Source organism: Mucilaginibacter sp. P1_A3 (genome assembly GCF_056406855.1).
Genome location: NZ_JBFTZJ010000002.1, coordinates 557,901 through 579,143, shown reverse-complemented (window position 1 = coordinate 579,143; position 21,243 = coordinate 557,901). Strand labels below are relative to the sequence as shown.

Below are 21,243 nucleotides of genomic sequence, written 5' to 3'. Positions count from 1 at the left end.
CTTTTAAAGCCAACTGTCATCATTCTGTCACCCGCCACTCCTCAATAGTTTTACAACCATAAAAAGACAACATTTTATGCAGCCCGAAAATTTTTATTATGACAACAAGATCGTCCGGAATTTTGGTATAGCTACCGTAATCTGGGGTATTATTGGAATGACTGTAGGCTTAATTGTAGCCATTCAGCTTTACCATCCTGCCGCCAATATGGGTAACCAGTATACAACCTATGGACGTATCCGCCCTCTTCACACCAATGCGGTTATTTTCGCATTTGTTGGTAACGCCATTTTTATGGGAGTTTACTACTCCTTACAACGCCTGCTTAAGGCACGCATGTTTAGTGATGCTTTAAGTCAGATCCATTTCTGGGGCTGGCAACTCATCATTGTTTCGGCCGTAATTACACTGCCATTAGGATTTACTACCTCACATGAATATGCCGAACTGGAATGGCCTATTGATATTGCCATCACCATTATCTGGGTAATTTTTGGCATCAATATGTTTGGTACGATATTTAAACGCAGGGAAAGACATTTGTACGTAGCCATTTGGTTTTACATTGCCACATTTATTACCATTGCCGTTTTACATATTGTTAACTCATTTGAGCTTCCGGTATCAGGTTTTAAAAGCTATATGGTTTATGCCGGCGTTCAGGATGCCCTGGTACAATGGTGGTATGGCCATAACGCGGTAGCGTTTTTCTTAACTACACCATACCTGGGCATGATGTACTACTTTTTGCCCAAAATGGCTAATCGTCCTATCTACTCTTATAAATTAAGTATTCTGCACTTTTGGGCCCTTATCTTCATTTATATCTGGGCAGGCCCCCACCACTTATTATATACTACCTTACCGGGTTGGGCACAATCTTTAGGTGTAGCCTTTTCTATTATGCTTATAGCCCCAAGCTGGGGTGGTATGATCAACGGATTGCTTACCCTTCGCGGTTCATGGGACAAAGTAAGGGATGATGTTATTTTAAAATTCATGGTTGTTGGCTTAACCGCTTATGGTATGGCCACCTTTGAAGGACCAATGCTTTCTTTGAAACAGGTTAACGGCATTGCTCACTTCAGCGATTGGATCATCGCGCACGTTCACGTTGGCGCCCTGGGCTGGAACGGCTTCCTCACCTTTGCCATTTTATACTGGCTTATCCCCCGTATATATAAAACAGAACTGTTCTCTAAAAAAATGGCTTCTTTCCATTTCTGGATAGGCACCCTGGGTATTTTATTTTATGCCATACCCATGTATTGGGCCGGCTTTACGCAAAGCCTGATGTTAAAAGAATTTACATCAGAGGGAATGCTGAAATATCCAAACTTTTTGGAAACTACTTTGCAAATCCTGCCCATGCATATGATGCGTTCTGCAGGTGGCGCCATGTACCTGTTAGGCGTTATTGTTATGGCCTATAACCTTACGCGCACCGCTTTACAAGGTAAACTGGTAGCTAATGAGGCAGCCCAGGCTATGCCCCTTGAGCCTGTACATACCATTGCAAGAGAAAACAGCTGGCACCGCAGGCTTGAACGTAAACCTATTCAGATGCTTATAGCCGCATTGCTTGTTATCCTTGTTGGAACTTTTATTGAGCTGATGCCTACCTTAACCATATCATCAAACATACCAACAATTGCTGCTGTAAAGCCTTATACGCCGCTTGAATTACAGGGCCGGGATCTTTATATAAGAGAAGGTTGCGTAAACTGCCACTCACAAACGGTACGTCCCTTCAGATCAGAAACTGAGCGTTACGGTGAATACAGTAAAGCGGGCGAGTTTGTTTATGACCACCCATTTCTTTGGGGCTCCAAACGTACCGGACCGGATTTAGCCAGGGAAGGACAGAAATATGGAAACGCCTGGCACTATAATCACTTAATGGATCCGAGGCTGATGTCACCGGGAAGTATCATGCCTAATTACGATTGGCTAATAACCCAAAATTTGGATACCACATCAACCCGGGTTAAAATAAACGCCATGCGCACTTTGGGTGTTCCCTATCCAGTAGGATACGAGAATATAGCTAACCAGGACCTGGATAAACAGGCAAAAGAAATAAAAGACAACCTGTACCAGGACCACATCAAGGTAAAAAGCAACAAAGAGATCATCGCCATTATTGCTTACCTGCAACGTTTGGGAACAGATATCAAAGCAAATAAAACAGCCAATAAATAATTACATTATGTTTAAGCAATTCACAGAAAACATTAACGCAAACCAGGCTTACCTGCTTTTCTCTTTGGGGATATTCTTTGTGTTTTTTATTGTAGTAACGGTTATGCTTATCCGTATCCGCAAACCGCATGTAGATCATATGAGTGATTTACCGCTACAAGATAGTTTAACCGATTTACAACAACCTTACCAATCATGAAATTTCACCGGATCATCATATCCTCAGCCTTAATATTGCTTATGCAACCGGCTATGGCGGCAAGCGATAGCCTGATTCCTACCGATATAATGAATTACATCGGCTATGGGGCTATCGTAACTATGCTTCTTTTATTCCTCATAGTTATGTTGATTTTACTGAAAACTTTTAAAGTTTTAACCAGGATCATTTTTAAATATGAGGGCTATACCGAAGAGCAGATCATTGCAGAAATGAAACCTGCAAAAAAAGAAAAGAAACCCAAAGCCGAGGTTTGGCAAAAACTGCTTTCCCTAAGGCCGATGGAACAAGAAAATGAGATACTGATAGCGCATGATTATGATGGCATACAGGAATTGGATAACCCAATACCCGGCTGGTTCATGTACTTGTTTTACGGCTCTATCGTTTTTGGCGTTGCCTACTTGCTTAATTACCATGTTTTTAAAACAGGGCAGTTACAATATGCAGAATATAAAACAGAAATGGTACAGGCTGATATAGAAAAGAAGGCATTTTTAAGCAAAGCTGCTAACCGGGTTGACGAAAACACTGTAAAACTGGTACATGATCCCGCGGTGATAGCGTCTGGGCAAACTATTTTTAAATCTACCTGCGCACCATGCCATGGTGACCACGCGCAGGGCAGTGTTGGGCCAAACCTTACAGATGATTATTGGCTGCATGGCGGCAAAATAAACGATTTGTTTAAAACAATTAAGTATGGCGTGCTGGCAAAAGGCATGCCCACCTGGGAAAAGCAATTATCACCCAAACAGATATCCGACGTGGCTAACTATATAAAATCTATACACGGAACGAAGCCTGCTGGGGCTAAAGAACCCCAGGGAACTAAAGAATCAGATGCGGATAACAAATTAGCATCTAACAATTAAAATACAGATCATGGACGGATTACTGGAAGGGAAAGAAACAGAGAAGCGTAAATGGATATATCCGCTGATACGGAAAGGTAAATTATATAAATGGCGTTCATGGATTAGCTATGCATACTTAATACTGTTTTTCACAGGTCCGTTAATCAGAATAAAAGGGCAACCTTTATTGATGCTGAACTTTATCGACAGGCAATTTGTAATCCTGGGGCAGGTTTTCTGGCCCCAGGATATCTTCCTATTTGTATTGGCTACCCTGGTTTTTGTAGTTTGTGTTGTTTTATTTACAATCGCCTTTGGCCGTATTTTTTGTGGCTGGATCTGTCCGCAAACTATTTTTATGGAAATGTTTTTCAGAAAAATAGAGGTTTGGATAGAAGGCGATGCAAACAAACAAAAAAAGTTAGATGCCGGTCCCTGGAACAAGGAAAAAATATGGAAAAAGACAGCCAAACACCTCCTGTTTGTTATTTTTTCATTCCTTATTGCAAATACTTTCCTGGCCTATCTGGTTGGCAGCGAAACATTGTTCAAGATCATCAGAGAGCCTGTTGAACTGCATTGGTCTGGATTTTTAAGCATCTGGATATTTACAGTTGTTTTTTACCTGGTATACAGCCAGGTACGCGAACTGGTATGCACTGTAATATGCCCTTACGGACGGCTTCAGGGAGTATTACTCGACCAGGACACCCTTGTTGTTGCTTATGACGAAGTTCGTGGCGAACCACGCGGCAAATTATCAAGAACCATTGAACCTGTTAATACTAAAGGCGACTGTGTGGATTGTGGTTTATGTGTATCTGTTTGCCCCACAGGGATAGATATAAGACAGGGAACACAAATGGAGTGTATTAACTGTACGGCATGTATTGATGTATGTAACGAGGTAATGGAAAAAATCCATAAGCCGCTTAACCTCATCGGTTTTTACTCAGAAAACATGATCCATAAACAGCAAAAACCATCTTTTACAGGAAGAATGGCTGGCTACAGCGGGATCATTGTTGTTTTGATCACCGTGCTGAGTTACTTCATTTTCAATCGTGGAGATATGGATATTACTGTTATGCGCAGCGCCGGCATGCTGTACCAGGAACAAAAGGGAGGTTTTATCAGTAATATTTATAACGCTGAGATCATCAATAAATCAAACCTGGACAAGAACATCACGCTCCAAACCGCCGACCCGGCCATCGGAATAAAATATATCCAGGCACCGGGCAAGGTTGCTGCCGGCGGATCTGTAAAAACTGTTTTTTTTCTCATGGTGCCCTCCCGGCAGATTCACGCTCCAAAAACAGATATTAAAATAAACCTGGTAGTGAATAAAAAAGTAATTAAAACAGTAAGCACCACATTTGTTGGGCCATTAAATGATTAAATTATGAATTGGGGAAAAGGAATTATTATTGGTATGGGTTTATTTATGCTGTTTATTATATTAATGTGCGTAAAGATGTTTGCTTTACCGGCCGACGAATACGACCATCATTATTATGAAAAAGGCTTAAACTTTGATAAAGATTTTGATAAGGAAAAGCAAGTGGTAAAGGATCATGCCCGACCGCTAATAAGCATTATCGAAAAGCAAGTAAGCGTCACTTTTGCAGAACCAGCCAAGGGGAACATTAAATTTATAAGGCCATCAAGTGAGGCCCTTGATAAAACATTTCAATTAAATACTGATACTGGCCTGGTAACACAAATATCGGCCAGAGCCTTAACAGAAGGCAGGTGGAGGGTAGTGTTGGAATGGCAAAGTAATAAAAAAGCCTATTTATACGAACAGGAAGTAGATATAAAATGAGCAGTAACCAGGTAGCTTTCTTTATTGGTTTATTTGGCAGTGTACACTGCATAGGAATGTGTGGCCCGCTTGCATTTGCTATACCATCATTTCATGCACGATGGTGGCTTGTAGCAACAGATAAATTTATTTACAATGCTGGCCGTGTTATTACCTATTCGTTTTTAGGATTACTTATTGGTTTTATTGGTAAGCAACTTTGGTTGGCTGGCCTGCAGCAAAGTGTGAGTATATTAACAGGTATACTTATCATAATGGCTGGGTTTTCACGGTTATTTAAAATAAAACTTATGCAAAGCCGGTTAATGCCTAAAATATTAGCGCCTGTTAATCGCTTAATAAATTATGCATTGAAACACAAAGCCGGGCATTTAGCAATTGGAATGTTAAACGGCCTTCTTCCATGTGGTTTTGTTTACCTGGCCCTTGCCGGGGCTGTTAATACCTCTTCGCCATTTTCTTCTGCGCAATATATGTTTTGGTTTGGTGTGGGAACATTTCCACTCATGTTGCTGGCGACGGTCAGTTCTGGCTTTATCGGTCCGGCTGTAAGGCGCCGTATTAATAAAGGAATGCCTTATCTCATGGTTTGCCTTGGGCTTTGGTTTGTTTTGCGTGGCCTTAATTTAGATATCCCCTATTTAAGCCCGGCTAAACAATCCTCAGGAATTAATGCCTGCCATTAAACACAGTTTCCTGTTATTTTAACTGATATTTAATTTCTTAAACACAATACCACTGGGTAATACTTTGAAGAATGTTAAGACACCTGGGAACAAAAAGAACCTATCAGCATAATGTAAAACTGGCATCATTGTTAGGTATTACTGCAGGCTTTGTTAATGCAGCAGGGTTCCTGGGATTTAGTGTTTTAACTACCAATGTAACCGGTCATGCTGCATTATTTGCAGAGCAGATTGCTTTGCAAAACTGGGGAACTGCAAGGGTAGTTGCCCTTTGGATGTTCCTTTTTTTAGCCGGAGCTTTTATATCAAGCTTAATTGTTTCCAGGATCGGCAAAAACCAGCAATATTCATACGTAATTCCAATACTGATTGAGACGACTATACTTATCAGCGTAGCCCTGGTGGGGTATAGATATGACCACAGCTTAGTTGCAAAGGAAATATTTGCGGGTAGCCTGCTTTTTGCAATGGGCCTGCAAAATGCACTTGTTTCCATGGTATCCGGTTCGGTGGTCAGAACAACGCACCTAACCGGCACATTTACCGATCTGGGCATTGAACTGGCTCAGTTTATCCAAAATAAACCCGAAGAAAATAAGGCATTAAAGCCAAGAATAAAGTTACGCATGGCCATTATTCTTTTCTTTATGTGCGGTGCATTGGGTGGTGCATGGCTTTTTCGCTCATTTAGCTTTTATTCTTTTTTTGTACCGGTTATCATACTTATATACACTTTAATATATGACGTGTTCCGGATCACGGTTAAACGCTATTACAGAAACGTTAAAGGCTTGTTTAATAAATGATCGGGAGTTAGAACAATTAAACAGCCATGCTAAATAATTGGGTGGCTGGCTTATCTGCCCACAGCCTTGCATCCAGGCACATGCAAATATTACGCAGGAAACGTTTTCCTTTTGGTGTAACCTTTAAACCCAACGAGTCCAGTTTAATTAAGCCATCTTCTTCAAGCGACTGAAGCTTCTCCATCCCCTCAAAAACGGCTTTACATGGCTCTGAATGATGGTTCCAATAAGTATATCCCTTACACATTATATTTAAAATATGCTTGCGTATAATAAGATCTTCGCTGGTAAGTACATGGCCTTTAAAAACAGGCAGCTCTCCTTTTTTTGTAAGTTCAAGGTATTCTTCAACTGTTTTAACATTTTGGGCAAAAGCATACCAAGAATCGCTTATAGATGATACACCCAGGCCAACCAATAATTGGGTATGCTGGCTTGTATACCCCATAAAATTGCGGTGTAAATGACCTGATGTTTCGGACTCCAATAACTCATCTCCCGGTAAAGCAAAATGATCCATACCAATCTCCTTATAACCAAAGCTAATGAGCAGGTTTCGCCCCGTTTCATGTAACTTACTTTTCATATCCGGGTTTGGTAAATCATTTTCTGTAAATCGCCTTTGCCCTGGCTTAAGCCATGGTACATGTGCATAGCTGTAAAAGGCGATCCTATCTGGCTTTAAGCCCGAAACCATATTCATGGTATTAATCAAACCTTCTAATGTTTGCAATGGGAGCCCATAAATCAAATCATAATTAATAGATGTATAGCCAATTCTTCGGGCTTGCTGCGTTACAGCCAATACCTGCTCAAAGGATTGACTCCTGTTGATAATGAACTGTACCTTTGGATCAAAATCCTGGATTCCTAAACTTAAACGGCGAAAACCAAGATCAAACAAGGTTTGTAAATGATCAACAGTAGTATTTGCCGGATGGGCTTCGAAACTAAATGCAGCGTCTTTATGAATGTGAACGCCTTGAAGCAATCCATCAACCAATTGATGTAAATTTTCAGCGCTAAAAAATGTTGGAGTACCACCACCGAGATGTATTTCACGAATCACCGGCGTACCTTCAAATACCTGCAAATACATTTGCCACTCTTTTAAAACAGCTTCAATGTAAGGCTTTTCTACACGGTGATTTTTTGTGATACGTGTGTTACACCCGCAATAAGTGCAAAGATTTTCGCAAAAAGGGAGGTGTATATAAAGGCTAATTCCTGACGAACTGTTGCTTTCGTCAAAAGAAAATTTGACAGATTGTTTCCAGAGTGAAGTGCTAAAAGTGTCACTATCCCAATACGGCATAGTAGGATAACTGGTATAGCGCGGAACAGCCACATTATATTTATCGGCTAATTGCTTGTTAATATTTTCCATAGCTTAAGAATGGATAACCTTTTCTGTAATTGGATTTTTTTTGCATTCCTGTGCACACGCGCAGGCTTTGCCAACACATTTGTTCAATTGCCAAAGATCAAGGCTTTTAATAGTCTGATCAGCTATTTCCTGTAAGGCTTCTTTAGTGAGATAGGCCTGGTGAGGGGTGATCAAAACATTGGGATAGTTCATCAAACTTTGTAATAACGAATCTTTAACGGGGTCATTTTTATGATCTTCAAAAAACAAACCTTTTTCAAACTCATATACATCAAGCCCCAAATAGCCTATTTTTTTACTTTCAATAGCTTTAAGCACATCTGCGGTATTAACCAGCATACCTCTTGAAGTATTGATCAACATCACGCCATTTTTCATTTGATCAAGCGTAGCTTTTTGGACGAAATGTTTGGTATCCGGCGTAAGTGGTATGTGCAATGAAATGATATCGGCAGTACTTAGGAGATTCTCCAATGATACAGGTTTCACATAGCGCAGATTCTTAGGAAAATAGGGATCATATCCTATTACCTGGCATCCCAAACCATGATATATGGATGCAGCTGCCTGCCCGGTATTCCCTAAGCCAATAATTCCAACCACTTTTCCGGAAAAATTAAAGCCAATCAGTCCATCGTTTCTGAAATCAAATTCATGGCTATGCTGGTCGGCCTTAACTACCTGCCGGTTTAGGGCAAATGCCATTGCTACGGAATGTTCTGCAATTGCCTGTGGGGAATAAGATGGTACATTGGCTACTTTTATACCATAAATAGCTGCTGCATCTTTATCAATATGATCTGTCCCGGCCGATCTGGTTACTATAAACTTTACTCCCAGGGCAGCCAGTTTTTCAATAACTGTTGCAGATACATCATCATTGGTAAAAACAATTACCGCATCCTTCCCTTCGGCATAGATAACCGTATCCGGCCCCAGGGGGTTGGAAATAAGTGTTATGTCGTGCTTCTTTTGATTGGCTTTCGCCAAATATTCTTTTTCAAAAGGCTTAATACTATAGGCTACCGCTTTCATCCGAAATACTTTTATAAAACAAAGTTATCGTTATGATTGCCCCGATAGTATGAGCCAGGTCAGTCAAAAAAATGACCTATATCAGTTTTTCATTTTAGCAAGTTTTTCAGGCTCCAAAATGGTGATCAGGCTGCCCTTTTTTTCAATCAAACCTTCATCCTTAAAATCTGACAAAGTACGACTAACAGTTTCTGTAGCCATACCAGCCATAGCGGCGAGGTCTTCCCGCGTAATTTTAAAGCCTTCTTTACCGTCGTTTTGTTGGCGATATAGCCTGATCATGGCCTCTGCCATTCTTTTTCGTACTGAATGGTAGGCCAGCTGCATAAGCTGATCTTCCTTATCCCTTATATCATTTGCTAAAAGCTTGATAAACTCGCGGGCAACTTCTGGATACAGGTTAAGCAATTGCTCCAATTGATCTTTTGGAATAAGGCACAATACGCTATTTTCCAAAGCGGTTGCCGTATCTGCGTAGGGCTCATTGGCCAGCAGCGCGTTAATGCCCAGGTATTCATCATGGGCGTAAATACCGGTCATCAATTCTCGTCCGTCTTCTGCAAGTTTAATTGTTTTTACCTTTCCGCTAATAACAAGGTAAAGGCCAGAACCTTTGTCCCCATCATAGTAAATAACCTGATTTTTTTTAAAGTGACGGCTTTTGCGATCCTGGATGATCTTTTTTAATTCAGAAAGCCCGTCATTTTTGGAGATAAGGTTATTTAAACGATCTAATGACTTGCTATAAAAGTTTTTTTGGATTTCCTTTTTCTTCAACCTGCTTTCAATGGCGTTCAGGAGGTCCATATCATCAAAAGGCTTGGTAAGATAATCATCCGCCCCCATTTCCATTCCTTTTCTTAAATCCAGCCTCTCGGCTTTTGCGGTTAAAAATATAAACGGGATAGCCGCGGTTTCCGGATTCTTATTCAGCATATATAAAACACCATAACCATCCAATTCGGGCATCATTATATCGCATAAAATAATGTCTGGAATTTCTTTTAACGCAATTTCGACTCCTTTTTTCCCATTATTGGCATCAAATACCTGGTAACCGGCAAGTTCAAGAATTTCCACCACGTTCTCGCGGATGTCGTTATTATCTTCAATAATCAAAACTTTTTTACTCATGATATTGGAAATGTAATAGTGAATAAGGTTCCCTGGTTAATATTACTCTTAAATTCTATATGCCCGTTCATCAAATTGGTATAACGTGCCACAATATTTAAACCTAAACCGGTTCCGGGAATATTGCCCGTATTATGAGCGCGAAAAAATGCTTCAAATAAATGCTTCTGGTCGGCATCTGGTATCCCAATACCATTATCTCTGATGGTAATAATGCATACATGATCAGTGATCTCCGTATTAAACTCTATAAAAGTATTCTCGCCCGAATATTTGATGGCGTTCGCGATAAGATTGATGACACAGTTTTTCAGCAGATTTTGGTCAAGGTTAACTATACTATGAGTGCCGGTATGCTGATAAATAATATTTTGATTTTGTTTGGCCACCACCTGCAGTTCTTCAGTTATTTCTTCAGCGAGTTTAACCAGATCAAACCGTGTGCATGAAGCCTCTACCCTTCCGGCCTCCAGTTTTTCCAGCGACAGGAAATCATTCAGGATGGTTGTTAAATTACCTACCGCATTTTTTATTTTCCCCACATGTTTCCTGATGTTTGGATTATCAAAGGGCTGTGCATATTTCTCTATTAATGAAGCAGATAACTGTACAGCACTTAAAGGCGTTCTGAATTCATGAGAAGCCATAGAAACAAAGCGACTTTTTAAATGGCCCAGCTCTTTCTCCTTTTCAAGCGAAATACTAACCTCTTCTTTTGCTTGTTGCAGCGCTTGCACCGTGTTTTTCAACGACATTGTACGCTGTTCAACCAACTCTTCCAAATGGGCTGCATAATCCCTTAACTGATCCTCGGCTTCTTTTTCCCTTGAAAGGTCATGAATAAATCCGGCATATATTTTTCTCTCGGCAAAAGGAACCTCACTTACACCAAGCCTGAAAGGGAATGTTGACCCATCCTTTTTCAATCCGGTTACTTCGCGCCCAATACCAATTATATGTGGACTACCTGTTCGTTGATAACGATTGATATATTCATCATGTTGCTCTTTATCCGGCGGAGGCATAAGCGTTGAAACATTTTGGCCTATCACCTCTTCTGGACTACACAAAAAAAGCTTACAGGCCGATGGATTAATACTTTCAATAATTCCACGGCCATTAATTGTAATAATACCATCAATGGCATTATCAATAATAGCTTTTAACAGGGCGGTGTTTTCCATAAGGCAGTTTTATCAAAAAATTGATATCCATCACAAATATTAACATAATGCTTCAATTAAAATATAACTGTTTTCATATAGAAATGTGATGATGGTCATTTTTTATAATATAAAGTAATTACGGACACTATTTAAAAGTCCTAAATGCAATGACAACAATTTCCCCATAATCATTTCGGTGAAGAATATCACAAAGAACTGCTTGATGCCATATTGTACATTTAATGATCACTGTCAGGTTTTAACATGTCGGCAATCAGCTTTTCAATGCCAAATTGGATTTAGTTTTGAAACGAAATTTAAATAAGCTTAAGATTTATATGATTGATATAAAATATATCTCTGCAGACGAAGCATTGAAATTGGTGCAGCCCGGTAACCGTGTCTTTATACATGGCAGTGCCGCTACTCCGGTGTGTTTAGTTGAAGCCTTACAAAAAAGGCACAATGATCTTTACAACGTAGAATTGGTTAGCATCACAACACTTGGTGATGTGAATTTTGACAGGCCCGAACATCGTAAATCCTTTTTCTTTAATTCGCTGTTTGTTTCGGCGGCCACCAGGGCCGTAGCTAATAGTGACGATGGAGACTATGTTCCGATATTTCTGAGCCAGATCCCCCAATTGTTCCGAAAAAACATTCTGCCAATAGATGTGGCCTTAATCCAGGTATCACCACCAGATATTCATGGTTATTGTTCCCTTGGTACTTCGGTAGATATTGCCAGGGCAGCAGTTGACACTGCCAAAATTGTTATTGCCCAGGTAAACCCGTTAATGCCCAGGACGCATGGAGAAAGTTTTGTCCATATAAATAAAATAGACACGATGGTTTGGCATAAATCCGAACTGCCGGAAGTAAATTATGCTTTTGAAACCAATGCTGTGGTTGAAAAAATTGGTTACCACGTAGCTTCGCTCGTTGATAATGGAGCAACATTACAATTAGGTATTGGCAGTATTCCTGACCAGGTACTAAAAAACCTCAGCACACATAAAAATTTAGGTCTGCATACAGAGATGTTCTCAGATGGCATCATACCACTTATTGAAGCGGGGGTAATAAACAATAGCCAGAAAAAATTAAATAACGGCCGCTCGGTAACCGCCTTCATAACCGGAACCCGTAAGTTATATGATTTTGTAAATGATAATCCAAGTGTAAGGGTAATGGATATAAGTTATGTAAATGACACCAGTATCATTCGTCAAAATCCGAAGGTTACGGCCATTAACAGTGCCATTGAGATTGATTTAACGGGCCAGGTCTGCTCCGATTCTATTGGTACCTATCAGTATTCAGGTATCGGCGGGCAAATGGATTTCATTCATGGCGCATCGCTGTCTGAAGGGGGTAAACCAATCATCGCATTACCTTCGCAAACAAACAAAGGCATTAGCCGCATAGTGCCATTTTTGAAACAAGGTGCGGGTGTTGTAACCACGAGAGGGCATGTGCATTGGGTGGTTACCGAGTATGGCATAGTTAATCTTTTCGGCAAAAACTTAAAGCAACGAGCCAGGGCATTGATAGAACTTGCGCACCCTGATCATCGGGAAATACTGGAAAATTCTTATTTCCAAAGATTTGAACATGCCCGATAAAACCTGTTTAACAAGCGGACGCCCAATTTAGCATTTGAAAATATGAGAACTGTCACCTTTATAAATGACGATCATCATCTACGTACCTACTAACAGTTTCGATATTTATAAATTACTTAACAGGAATTAAAAAATAAAACCTGAATTTATATGGAAACAACAACCGCCATGTCTGCAAGATCATTACAATATTATGTCATCGCTCGGCGATGGCTCTCAGATCTTGAGTTTTTCAAAATTGAAACTTCGTTCCTGCATCGTTTGCTGGATAGCAACATATCCCGCTTAAAGGACAATAACCATATTGATAAACTCATTACTACCGGAAAAACACTTCAGAAACTGGAACAAATGGAAGTTGATGACTTGCTTAACAAGCAAATAAAACAACTGGAGTTAATGGCCGAAGATATTATTCCTGAAGATACGGAAGCATTAGCCTCAACGCAGGTACAGTTAGAATATTTTATGACCAACCTAACCCGCGAATTCCGTTTAATAAAGCAGGAACTATTTAATCTTATACTTGATGTTGAGCATGAAGATAAGATGATTGTAAATTAATCTCACCCCATAATTAATAATTGAAAGAGGCTGCATCATACTGGTTATGAGCGGCCTCTTTTTTTGTCTTCCAGGTGCTTACTATCAATCTAAAATATGATATAGATCATTATTCGCCGAACCAGTTTAGCCGAACTTTATGGCACAATTTAATTGTTATGAAAAACACTTTTGTTAAACACTTTTTGTTAATAGGAATCGCTATCCTGGTAACGTTTAATAGCCAGGAAGCTTGCGCCAAAATCATTAATAATAATACAGATAAAAACGTATTCCAAAGCGATAGTTTATTTAGTAAAGAAATTCAGAAACAAGTAAACAGCAAAGATTTAAGCAGTCATTTATATTACCCTAAATCAGTGCTTCGGTTATATAAGCAAAATGGATTTACTCCTGTCTGGATAAAACCGCAAAACGGGGAAGGGCCCACCTGGCAGGCTATGCTCATGCTTGACTGCGTATTACAATTCGGACTTTCTCATGCTGATTATCACCCCAAAGAACTACTTTACGATAAACTGCATAATATATTAGACACACCAGGCAAAGTAAACCTGGATCAACAGGCCAGGTTTGACATTATGCTTACTGACGCTATTATAACATTCATGAACAACCTGCACTACGGAAAACTTAATCCTGATTATCCGGCCCGTAAGGTTGATGGCAATGTAAATGGCCGTTTTCAAGCTGATAGATTTTTGATACAGGCGCTTAAACAAACCAATACCATGGGAGCAATAGCGAGCGTACAGCCAAAATCAAAAGAATACAGGGATATGCAGCGTAAAATGCATTTGCTTGAGGGCTTATACCAAAATGATTGCTATGAAACTCCCCAGGCCGTGATCAGGAAGATTGCAATTAATATGGAACGCCTAAGATGGGTAAATATTGAAGACAGTGCCTATATCCATATTAATATTCCATCATATACATTAAAACTACACCTTCGGGATTCTACTTACTTTTTCAGGATAATAGCCGGCAAACCAGGAACCCCCACCCCAACATTGCAAAGTACTGTTGGTTACGTTACCACTGCTCCAAAATTGAAGATTCCGCCAAAAATGTTACCCGGAAAAATATTACCTAAAGTAAAAACGGATAACCTCCACCTGCAAAACAATCAACTGGCTACTGACAATAAAAAGGATACGAACATTCAACGATCTTTCATCGATGCCCCAGGTTCACTTGCTTTTCACTTCCCCAATATTTATGATATATATATCCATGATATAAAGGAACAGGCACTATTCATGAAAAAAGAAAGGGATCTGAGTAATGGATCTATCGGTGTTGAACATGCAGAAAAGCTGGGAACACTTTTATTAAAAAATGATAATTCTGAAAGTAAAATTGCTGCCCTTCATAACGGGATGCTCAATCATATTAATAAGAACATCGCTTTAAAAAAACCGCTGCCAATTAAAATCACTTACCTCACCTGCGAGATAAAGGACGGGGAAATAGTTACCTACAATGATATTTACAGTTTGGATAAAAGCCTTGAAATGAAGTTCTATAATGTTAATCAATCATTAAGTATGAAATAGGATTTTATAGATGAAAGTGCCGCCATTTTTTTTAGCCAGGACGTCTTAATTAACAAAAACCTCATCTATAAAAACCCAGCCCGGCTTGCCCTTAGCCGGATGCCAGGAGGGCACGCTTGCAAGTGGTTTAATTACCAACTTTACACAAGATACCGATTGGGTTGTTTTTAGTTTACACTCCAGGCTCATAATGCCGAACGCATCAGTTTTAAGTGGCATAGCAGGAGCTGCATGGCTTAAAAGCTTTAAATGATTTTGATCAGCTCCGCCCCATACTTCAATTTTAGAGGGAAAAAATATCTGTGGCCCCGTGTTACGCATCGCGTCGAGGCTAACAGAGTGCAAATCTACGGCCTTATTAAACCACAACAGCATTTCCATATCCTTTTGTGATGCAAGCCATTTACCATTACCAAAATTGTTTCCGCCCAGTTCTTTATCAATTATTGTTTTGGGGCCGTCGCCTTTGTATTTATCATCCGGGTATTTCAAAAAAGCCACACTATCTGGTGTATAAGTGCTTTTGTAAATATTGAATTGAACAGTATCACTACCTATCCATCCTGCTTTAAAAGCCCGCGCCCTAATCACTGTACTTTGTGTAAATGTTACGCCGGATTTATAGGATGCGGAATGGATACTATCAGGAGCAGTGCCATCGGTAGTGTATCGGATATCAACTCCCCTAATAGGATTGCTTAATTGCAGCTGGTAGCTTTGCTTAAATACAATTGCCGTATTTTTTAACTGCGGACTGGTTAATTTTATCGCTTTTCCATCATCCTTAAATCCTGTTAAAAGTTTAACACGCTTGTTGGCTTTTTGAAAATTTTCCAGCTCGGCAATTTTTAAGCCGGTATCCCATACTGCCAGTTCAGTTAAGCTTTTAATGGCTGTTAGTTGCTTTATATCGGCAAAGCTTAATTTTATGCCCGCCAGCGAAAGACCTTTAAGATATTTAAGCGCCGCGAGTTCTTTTAAACCATTACCCGTAACATCGCTAAAATTAAGGTTAAGCTGACGAAGGTTTTCAAACCTGGCAATAATTTTCAGGTCGGCATCCTTTACCGGCATTTTATTGAGGTCGAGTGCTACAATCTGTTTTTTAATGGCACCTAACTCTTCTAAAGCCTTAATATTGTAAGTGCTTTTATTGTAGATATTTACCGCCAATGCCGGCGACTCATTAGCCAGCTGATAAATGACCCGGTAATTATTATTCAGCTTTTTAATATCCTTATCATCTGCAGCAGAAAAATCATAAACCTCCTCAGTGCTTTCAACGGGCTTTAGCAGTTTTGATGCAATCATCCTTAAGGAATCTGTTGCTGGCAGGCTGATAACTTTTTTCTTAAAGTCGGGATTGCCCTTTACCCACAGATAAAGGAGCATTTTCTCCTCATCGGTAAGTTGTGGTTTACCAACTGGCGGCATATGTTTTTTTTCGCCCTCGGGCAAATGCACGCGCTGAAGAAGTAAGCTTATTGCCGGGTCGCCGGGCACAAAGAGTTTCCCGCTTTTACCACCCTTCAGTATCGCCTCCTGGCTGGTAAGCATAAGCCGGCCCTTCATTTTATCGGGGTTGTGACAGCTTTGACACTTCGCCATGAAGATTGGGTTTATCACATCCTGATAAACTAACGCCTTATCAATCGGAACCAGATTTTTCTCTTTATCCATGATCGGTCCCAAAACAAAATCTTCGCCATGGGTAAGATTCCCGCCAAAGTGCCCGGCAACTATTAAGCAAAACACGGTAACTAATGCCCCCGTTTTGGCCAGTGTAGCTGTATATTTCGGCGTATTTCGAATAAGGTATACCCCATAACCCATAAACGCGACACTCACCCCAAACCATTTGTGCCACTGTAACGTGTTACCTTCATAACCAGCCTCTTTAGATAATAACAAACCCATGATAACTGTTACAGACGATAAAAGAGCCCCTAACAATAACAGGTAATCGGTAAAACTCTGGTATAGCTTTTCGTTGGCAAACTCAACGCGAAAACGAAAAAACTCCATCACCATAGCCAGCATAAGTATCACTATGGGAAAATGCAGTATCAAGGGATGCAACCTCCCTACCGGCTGAAGCCATTGCGGCACAACCAGGTTATTGCCGGCAACAACTAAAACTACTATGAAAATATTTAGCGCAAATAACGTTCCGTCTGCAAAACCTTTATGGTTGCCTTTCATATATTAGCAATGGTGCTTTTAATTAAACTCTTATAAAATATTCCAGGCGCCCAATGCCTTAAAATCCCGTCCATTCTAAAAAACAAAATGGTGTTATGTTATAATCCCCTTTACCACATTGCCTGCAACATCAGTTAACCTGTATCTTCGGCCCAGGCTTTTAAAAGTTAATTTTTTATGGTCGATGCCTAACTGGTTGAGGATGGTGGCATGAAAATCATGTACATGCACGGGATCTTTCACTATATTATAACCAAAATCATCCGATTCGCCGTAAACCAATCCTGGTTTAATACCACCGCCGGCCATCCAGATGCTAAAGCAACGCGGGTGATGGTCACGACCATAATTGGCTTTTTCCAGCTTACCCTGGCTATAATTGGTACGGCCAAACTCTCCGCCCCATATCACCAATGTTTCATCAAGTAAACCGCGTTGTTTAAGATCGGTAACTAATGCTGCGGATGCCTGGTCAACATCCTTTGCCTGTCCTGCCATTTCCTGCGGCAGGTTGCTGTGCTGATCCCATCCCTGGTGATATAGCTGTACAAAGCGTACCCCATTCTCTGATAGTTTTCTCGCCAATAAACAATTGGCCGCATAGGTACCCGGAATAAGGCAATCAGGGCCATACATCTTTACAATATCATCCGACTCCTTTGATACATCCATAATTTCCGGAACGGCGGTTTGCATCCTATAAGCCATTTCATATTGCTGTACTTTGGTATTTATCTCGGGGTCGCCAAATTCTTTATAACTGATGTCATTTAGCGCTGCCAAATTATCGAGCATTTTACGGCGTTCGCGTCGATCCATCCCATTAGGGTCATTCAAATACAGGATAGGATTTTCACCACTGCTAAATTGTACACCCTGGTGAATGGAATCTAAAAAGCCATTACTCCATAGTTTAGAGTAAACTCCCTGGCCATTGCCTTTACCTTTTGATAGCAGTACAGTAAATGCCGGGAGGTTTTTATTTTCGCTTCCCAGACCATAGCTTACCCATGAACCCATGCTTGGGCGATTGCCCTGCTGCGCCCCGGTTTGAAAAAAAGTAAGCGCCGGATCATGGTTAATAGCATCAGTGTTCATTGACCTGATGATACAGATGTCATCGGCAATTTTACCAATATGCGGGAACAGGTCACTTACCCACGCCCTTGATTCGCCATATTGTTTAAAGTCATAAAATGAGCCTACAAGCGGGAATGAAGCCTGTTTGGCCGTCATCCCGGTGAGTATCTGGTTACCACGCACCGATGCTGGCAACTCCTGCCCCATCATTTCACGTAATTTGGGCTTGTAATCAAATGATTCTAATTGCGAGGGCGCTCCATCCTGGAACAAATAAATAACTCTTTTAGCCTTAGGTGCAAAGTTGGGTATACCGGGTATAAACTCAGCCTCACTCTCACCGCCACTTCCGCTAAAAAGATCAGGAATAAGTAACGATCCTAATGCAATACTGCCAATGCCCAGGCTTAATCTTGAAAGAAACCTGCGCCTGTTTATATTGAGCCTGCTTTCTAAAAAATCTTTTTCCATATCAATCAGGTTTTGGTTATCGCTTCTTCCAGGTTATAAATTGTATCTACTACTTTCATCATCGCCGCCAGCGTTATTTTATTGAGGTTTTCAGGCACAGGGTATTCGCCTACGCTTAACAATTTTTTGGCATCATCTGCCTTCATGTTTTTTAATTCATCATTATAATAAGCAGTTAATATGGTCAATTCCTTTTCCTGCGGATGACGGCACATAATTAAGCGAAAGGCCTTGATTATTTTATCTTTCGGCACGCTGTTATCCTGCAACAATTTGGCAGCCAATACCCGGGCAGATTCCAATACTGTAGGATCGTTAAGCATCACCAACGCTTGCAGCGGCGTGTTTGTTCGCAGGCGTTTCACCTCGCATTGGTCGCGGTTACTGGCATCAAATATCCCTAAAGATGCCGGCGGCACGGTTCGTTTTATGAGGGTGTACATGCCACGGCGGTAAAGGTTGGGACCATGTACCTGCTTATAATTAGCCAATATTCCACGCCCTGATGTCGCGTTTTCCCAAAGACCGGGTGGTTGATAAGGATTTACACTTGGCCCGCCAATGGTACGGTTAAGCAAGCCGCTACTTGCCAGCACCAGGTCGCGGACAAACTCGGCAGGCAAGCGATTACGCACGCCACGCGATAGCAAAGTATTTTCAGGATCGGCCTTTAACTTTTCGGGGCCAATCACTGCCGATTGGCGGTAGGTAGCCGACATAACAACTTGTTTTACCAGCCTCTTAATATCCCAGCCATGATCCATAAAATCAACTGAAAGCCAATCAAGCAATTGCGGATGTGACGGCAAATCGCCCTGCATACCAAAATCGCCCGAGCTTTTTACAATGCCCTTGCCGTAAAACTCCTGCCATACCTGGTTTACAAATACCCTTGCAGCAAGGGGGTTGCTTTTATTGAACATCCATTCGGCCAAACCCAGTCTATTTTTTGGATAGTTGGCTGTAAAAGGTAATATTGATTTTGGTGTCCCCGGCTCAACCACATCGCCATGCGCATCATAATTGCCGCGTTTAAGGATATAAGTTGGCCGTACTTTATCGCTATCTGCCATTACAGATACAATGAGTTTACCAGTATCCTGCTTGTTTATAAACGTAAGTATTTTTTTAACATCTTCATTACTGATCTGCATCATCGGCCGCTTGGCATAAGTTTCCGGACCGCCAACGGTAGATTGAAGGCCCACTTCCTTTACATTATTAAAAAAAGCGAACATTTGATAATACTCCTTCTGCGAAAAGGGATCATATTTATGATCATGGCAATGGGCACATTCCAGTGTAATACCCAGCAAAGCCTTACCAAACGTATTGGTACGATCTGTAACATAGCTTACCCTATATTCCTCATCAATTACGCCGCCTTCTTCGGTAATTTTATGGTTGCGGTTAAAGCCTGTAGCCAACAGTTGTTCTTTGCTCGCATTCGGCAATAAATCACCGGCTAATTGCCAGGTGATAAATTTATCATAGGACATGTTTTCATTAAAGGCATGTATCACCCAATCCCTCCATGGCCATTGGGTACGATAATTATCATCCTGGTAACCATGAGAATCGGCATAGCGGGCAACATCAAGCCAGTGTAGCGCCATTTTTTCGCCATATTGAGGAGTTGCCATTAGCTCATCAACCACTTTTTGGTAAGCATCAGTGCTTTTATCAGCCAAAAAGCTATCCATCAATTGCAGGCTTGGGGGCAAACCGGTAAGATCAAGCGACACCCGTTTCAAAAGCCGTTCTTTATCAGCTTCGGGATTTGGACTAATACCCTTTTGTTCCAGTTTTTGAAGTATAAAATTATCTATGGCATTTTTAGGCCAGGCGCTATTTTTTACCTGTGGGACAGGAGATAAATGTGGCGGAACAAAGGCCCAGTGCTTTTCATATTTAGCGCCTTGTTTTATCCACTTTTCAATCAAATCCACCTCATAAGGTGTTAACTTTTTTAGGTTTGATGATGGCGGCGGCATTTGCTCTGTGGTATCCTTTGTTGAAATGCGTCGATAAACTTCAGACAGCATCGGGTCGCCTGGTACCAAAGCGTGGGCTGATGGGTTGTCTTTTAATGCTCTATAAGCACTTTCCCGAATATCCAGCCGCAGATCTGCCTCCCGGTGCGTAGCATCAGGACCATGACATTTATAACATTTATCTGATAGTATGGGCCGGATGTTAAAATTATAACTGATTGTATCAGGTATTTGTTCAGCATCACCCTGGCCAGATGAATTGCAGGCATGAAGCGTGTACAAAACACAAGCGGCTATCACCAGCCACACATAATACAACTTCCGGAACATTGGTTTAAAATTGGTTAATTGATCTTCAGAAATTAAAATTAATAATTTCCAACACAATTTACAACAAGAATTTAAAATATGTACAAACAATTAACA

At 40.7% G+C, this 21,243-nt stretch carries 17 protein-coding genes; 10 read left to right on the top strand and 7 right to left on the bottom strand.

Annotation, left to right across the window (positions count from 1 at the left end; genetic code table 11):
- Positions 1-76: 76 nt before the first annotated feature.
- The 7 genes from ccoN to AC1D0K_RS06530 all read left to right on the top strand — a co-directional run bounded on the left by ccoN (position 77) and on the right by AC1D0K_RS06530 (position 6,600).
- Entirely contained in the window at positions 77-2,203 is a 2,127-nt protein-coding gene (gene ccoN / locus AC1D0K_RS06560) for a cytochrome-c oxidase, cbb3-type subunit I (RefSeq protein ID WP_295711978.1), read from the top strand.
- 7 nt (positions 2,204-2,210) lie between these two features.
- A complete protein-coding gene (locus tag AC1D0K_RS06555) occupies positions 2,211-2,402 on the top strand; it encodes a hypothetical protein (RefSeq protein WP_295711976.1) in 192 nt (63 codons plus the stop codon).
- Entirely contained in the window at positions 2,399-3,298 is a 900-nt protein-coding gene (locus tag AC1D0K_RS06550) for a cbb3-type cytochrome c oxidase N-terminal domain-containing protein (protein ID WP_477463023.1), read from the top strand. The genes AC1D0K_RS06555 and AC1D0K_RS06550 overlap by 4 nt, the downstream gene beginning before the upstream one ends.
- A 10-nt stretch (positions 3,299-3,308) precedes the next feature.
- Entirely contained in the window at positions 3,309-4,682 is a 1,374-nt protein-coding gene (gene ccoG, locus AC1D0K_RS06545; RefSeq protein ID WP_477443536.1) for a cytochrome c oxidase accessory protein CcoG, read from the top strand.
- 3 nt (positions 4,683-4,685) lie between these two features.
- Positions 4,686-5,108, top strand: coding sequence for a FixH family protein (locus tag AC1D0K_RS06540; protein WP_295711970.1), 423 nt, complete (start codon positions 4,686-4,688; stop codon positions 5,106-5,108).
- Positions 5,105-5,794 (top strand): sulfite exporter TauE/SafE family protein, encoded by a 690-nt coding sequence (locus AC1D0K_RS06535; protein WP_295711968.1) that lies wholly within the window; start codon positions 5,105-5,107, stop codon positions 5,792-5,794. Before AC1D0K_RS06540 ends, AC1D0K_RS06535 begins: the two co-directional genes overlap by 4 nt.
- A gap of 71 nt (positions 5,795-5,865) precedes the next feature.
- A complete protein-coding gene (locus AC1D0K_RS06530; protein ID WP_477398786.1) occupies positions 5,866-6,600 on the top strand; it encodes a YoaK family protein in 735 nt (244 codons plus the stop codon).
- A gap of 16 nt (positions 6,601-6,616) precedes the next feature.
- On the opposite strand, the gene hemN is transcribed toward AC1D0K_RS06530, so the two are convergent.
- From hemN to AC1D0K_RS06510, 4 genes are all read right to left on the bottom strand, one after another.
- Positions 6,617-7,987 (bottom strand): oxygen-independent coproporphyrinogen III oxidase, encoded by a 1,371-nt coding sequence (gene hemN / locus AC1D0K_RS06525; RefSeq protein ID WP_477398784.1) that lies wholly within the window; start codon positions 7,985-7,987, stop codon positions 6,617-6,619.
- A 3-nt stretch (positions 7,988-7,990) separates the two neighbouring features.
- On the bottom strand, positions 7,991-9,022 hold the full coding sequence (locus AC1D0K_RS06520; RefSeq protein WP_477398782.1) for a 2-hydroxyacid dehydrogenase: 1,032 nt from the start codon (positions 9,020-9,022) through the stop codon (positions 7,991-7,993).
- A gap of 81 nt (positions 9,023-9,103) precedes the next feature.
- Positions 9,104-10,156, bottom strand: coding sequence for a response regulator (locus AC1D0K_RS06515; protein ID WP_477398780.1), 1,053 nt, complete (start codon positions 10,154-10,156; stop codon positions 9,104-9,106).
- Entirely contained in the window at positions 10,153-11,340 is a 1,188-nt protein-coding gene (locus AC1D0K_RS06510) for a PAS domain-containing sensor histidine kinase (RefSeq protein WP_477398778.1), read from the bottom strand. The genes AC1D0K_RS06515 and AC1D0K_RS06510 overlap by 4 nt, the downstream gene beginning before the upstream one ends.
- Before the next feature lie 320 nt (positions 11,341-11,660).
- Here AC1D0K_RS06510 and AC1D0K_RS06505 point away from each other — a divergent pair, with 320 nt between their 5' ends.
- The 3 genes from AC1D0K_RS06505 (at position 11,661) to AC1D0K_RS06495 (ending at position 15,070) form a co-directional block, all read left to right on the top strand.
- Entirely contained in the window at positions 11,661-12,947 is a 1,287-nt protein-coding gene (locus tag AC1D0K_RS06505; protein WP_477398776.1) for an acetyl-CoA hydrolase/transferase family protein, read from the top strand.
- Between the two features lie 150 nt (positions 12,948-13,097).
- Positions 13,098-13,511 carry a hypothetical protein gene (locus AC1D0K_RS06500; RefSeq protein ID WP_477398774.1) on the top strand — a complete coding sequence of 138 codons (414 nt, stop codon included), beginning with the start codon at positions 13,098-13,100 and terminating at the stop codon, positions 13,509-13,511.
- Positions 13,512-13,669: 158 nt separating this feature from the next.
- Entirely contained in the window at positions 13,670-15,070 is a 1,401-nt protein-coding gene (locus AC1D0K_RS06495; RefSeq protein WP_477443268.1) for a L,D-transpeptidase scaffold domain-containing protein, read from the top strand.
- A 45-nt stretch (positions 15,071-15,115) separates the two neighbouring features.
- Here the strand turns inward: AC1D0K_RS06495 and AC1D0K_RS06490 are convergent, their stop codons facing one another.
- The 3 genes from AC1D0K_RS06490 to AC1D0K_RS06480 all read right to left on the bottom strand — a co-directional run bounded on the left by AC1D0K_RS06490 (position 15,116) and on the right by AC1D0K_RS06480 (position 21,147).
- Positions 15,116-17,272, bottom strand: coding sequence for a c-type cytochrome domain-containing protein (locus AC1D0K_RS06490; RefSeq protein WP_477395087.1), 2,157 nt, complete (start codon positions 17,270-17,272; stop codon positions 15,116-15,118).
- Between the two features lie 93 nt (positions 17,273-17,365).
- Positions 17,366-18,823, bottom strand: coding sequence for a DUF1501 domain-containing protein (locus AC1D0K_RS06485; RefSeq protein WP_295711949.1), 1,458 nt, complete (start codon positions 18,821-18,823; stop codon positions 17,366-17,368).
- Between the two features lie 5 nt (positions 18,824-18,828).
- Positions 18,829-21,147, bottom strand: a complete 2,319-nt coding sequence (locus AC1D0K_RS06480; protein WP_477395084.1) for a PSD1 and planctomycete cytochrome C domain-containing protein — start codon at positions 21,145-21,147, stop codon at positions 18,829-18,831.
- Positions 21,148-21,243: the final 96 nt, after the last annotated feature.

Coding starts and splice junctions, on each gene's coding strand:
- AC1D0K_RS06550 (WP_477463023.1), top strand. CDS start 2,399: ATGAAATTTCACCGGATCATCATATCCTCAGCCTTAATATTGCTTATG.
- AC1D0K_RS06515 (WP_477398780.1), bottom strand. CDS start 10,156: ATGAGTAAAAAAGTTTTGATTATTGAAGATAATAACGACATCCGCGAG.
- AC1D0K_RS06510 (WP_477398778.1), bottom strand. CDS start 11,340: ATGGAAAACACCGCCCTGTTAAAAGCTATTATTGATAATGCCATTGAT.
- ccoN (WP_295711978.1), top strand. CDS start 77: ATGCAGCCCGAAAATTTTTATTATGACAACAAGATCGTCCGGAATTTT.
- ccoG (WP_477443536.1), top strand. CDS start 3,309: ATGGACGGATTACTGGAAGGGAAAGAAACAGAGAAGCGTAAATGGATA.
- AC1D0K_RS06500 (WP_477398774.1), top strand. CDS start 13,098: ATGGAAACAACAACCGCCATGTCTGCAAGATCATTACAATATTATGTC.
- AC1D0K_RS06480 (WP_477395084.1), bottom strand. CDS start 21,147: ATGTTCCGGAAGTTGTATTATGTGTGGCTGGTGATAGCCGCTTGTGTT.
- AC1D0K_RS06535 (WP_295711968.1), top strand. CDS start 5,105: ATGAGCAGTAACCAGGTAGCTTTCTTTATTGGTTTATTTGGCAGTGTA.
- AC1D0K_RS06495 (WP_477443268.1), top strand. CDS start 13,670: ATGAAAAACACTTTTGTTAAACACTTTTTGTTAATAGGAATCGCTATC.
- AC1D0K_RS06540 (WP_295711970.1), top strand. CDS start 4,686: ATGAATTGGGGAAAAGGAATTATTATTGGTATGGGTTTATTTATGCTG.
- AC1D0K_RS06520 (WP_477398782.1), bottom strand. CDS start 9,022: ATGAAAGCGGTAGCCTATAGTATTAAGCCTTTTGAAAAAGAATATTTG.
- AC1D0K_RS06505 (WP_477398776.1), top strand. CDS start 11,661: ATGATTGATATAAAATATATCTCTGCAGACGAAGCATTGAAATTGGTG.
- AC1D0K_RS06530 (WP_477398786.1), top strand. CDS start 5,866: ATGTTAAGACACCTGGGAACAAAAAGAACCTATCAGCATAATGTAAAA.
- AC1D0K_RS06485 (WP_295711949.1), bottom strand. CDS start 18,823: ATGGAAAAAGATTTTTTAGAAAGCAGGCTCAATATAAACAGGCGCAGG.
- AC1D0K_RS06555 (WP_295711976.1), top strand. CDS start 2,211: ATGTTTAAGCAATTCACAGAAAACATTAACGCAAACCAGGCTTACCTG.
- hemN (WP_477398784.1), bottom strand. CDS start 7,987: ATGGAAAATATTAACAAGCAATTAGCCGATAAATATAATGTGGCTGTT.
- AC1D0K_RS06490 (WP_477395087.1), bottom strand. CDS start 17,272: ATGAAAGGCAACCATAAAGGTTTTGCAGACGGAACGTTATTTGCGCTA.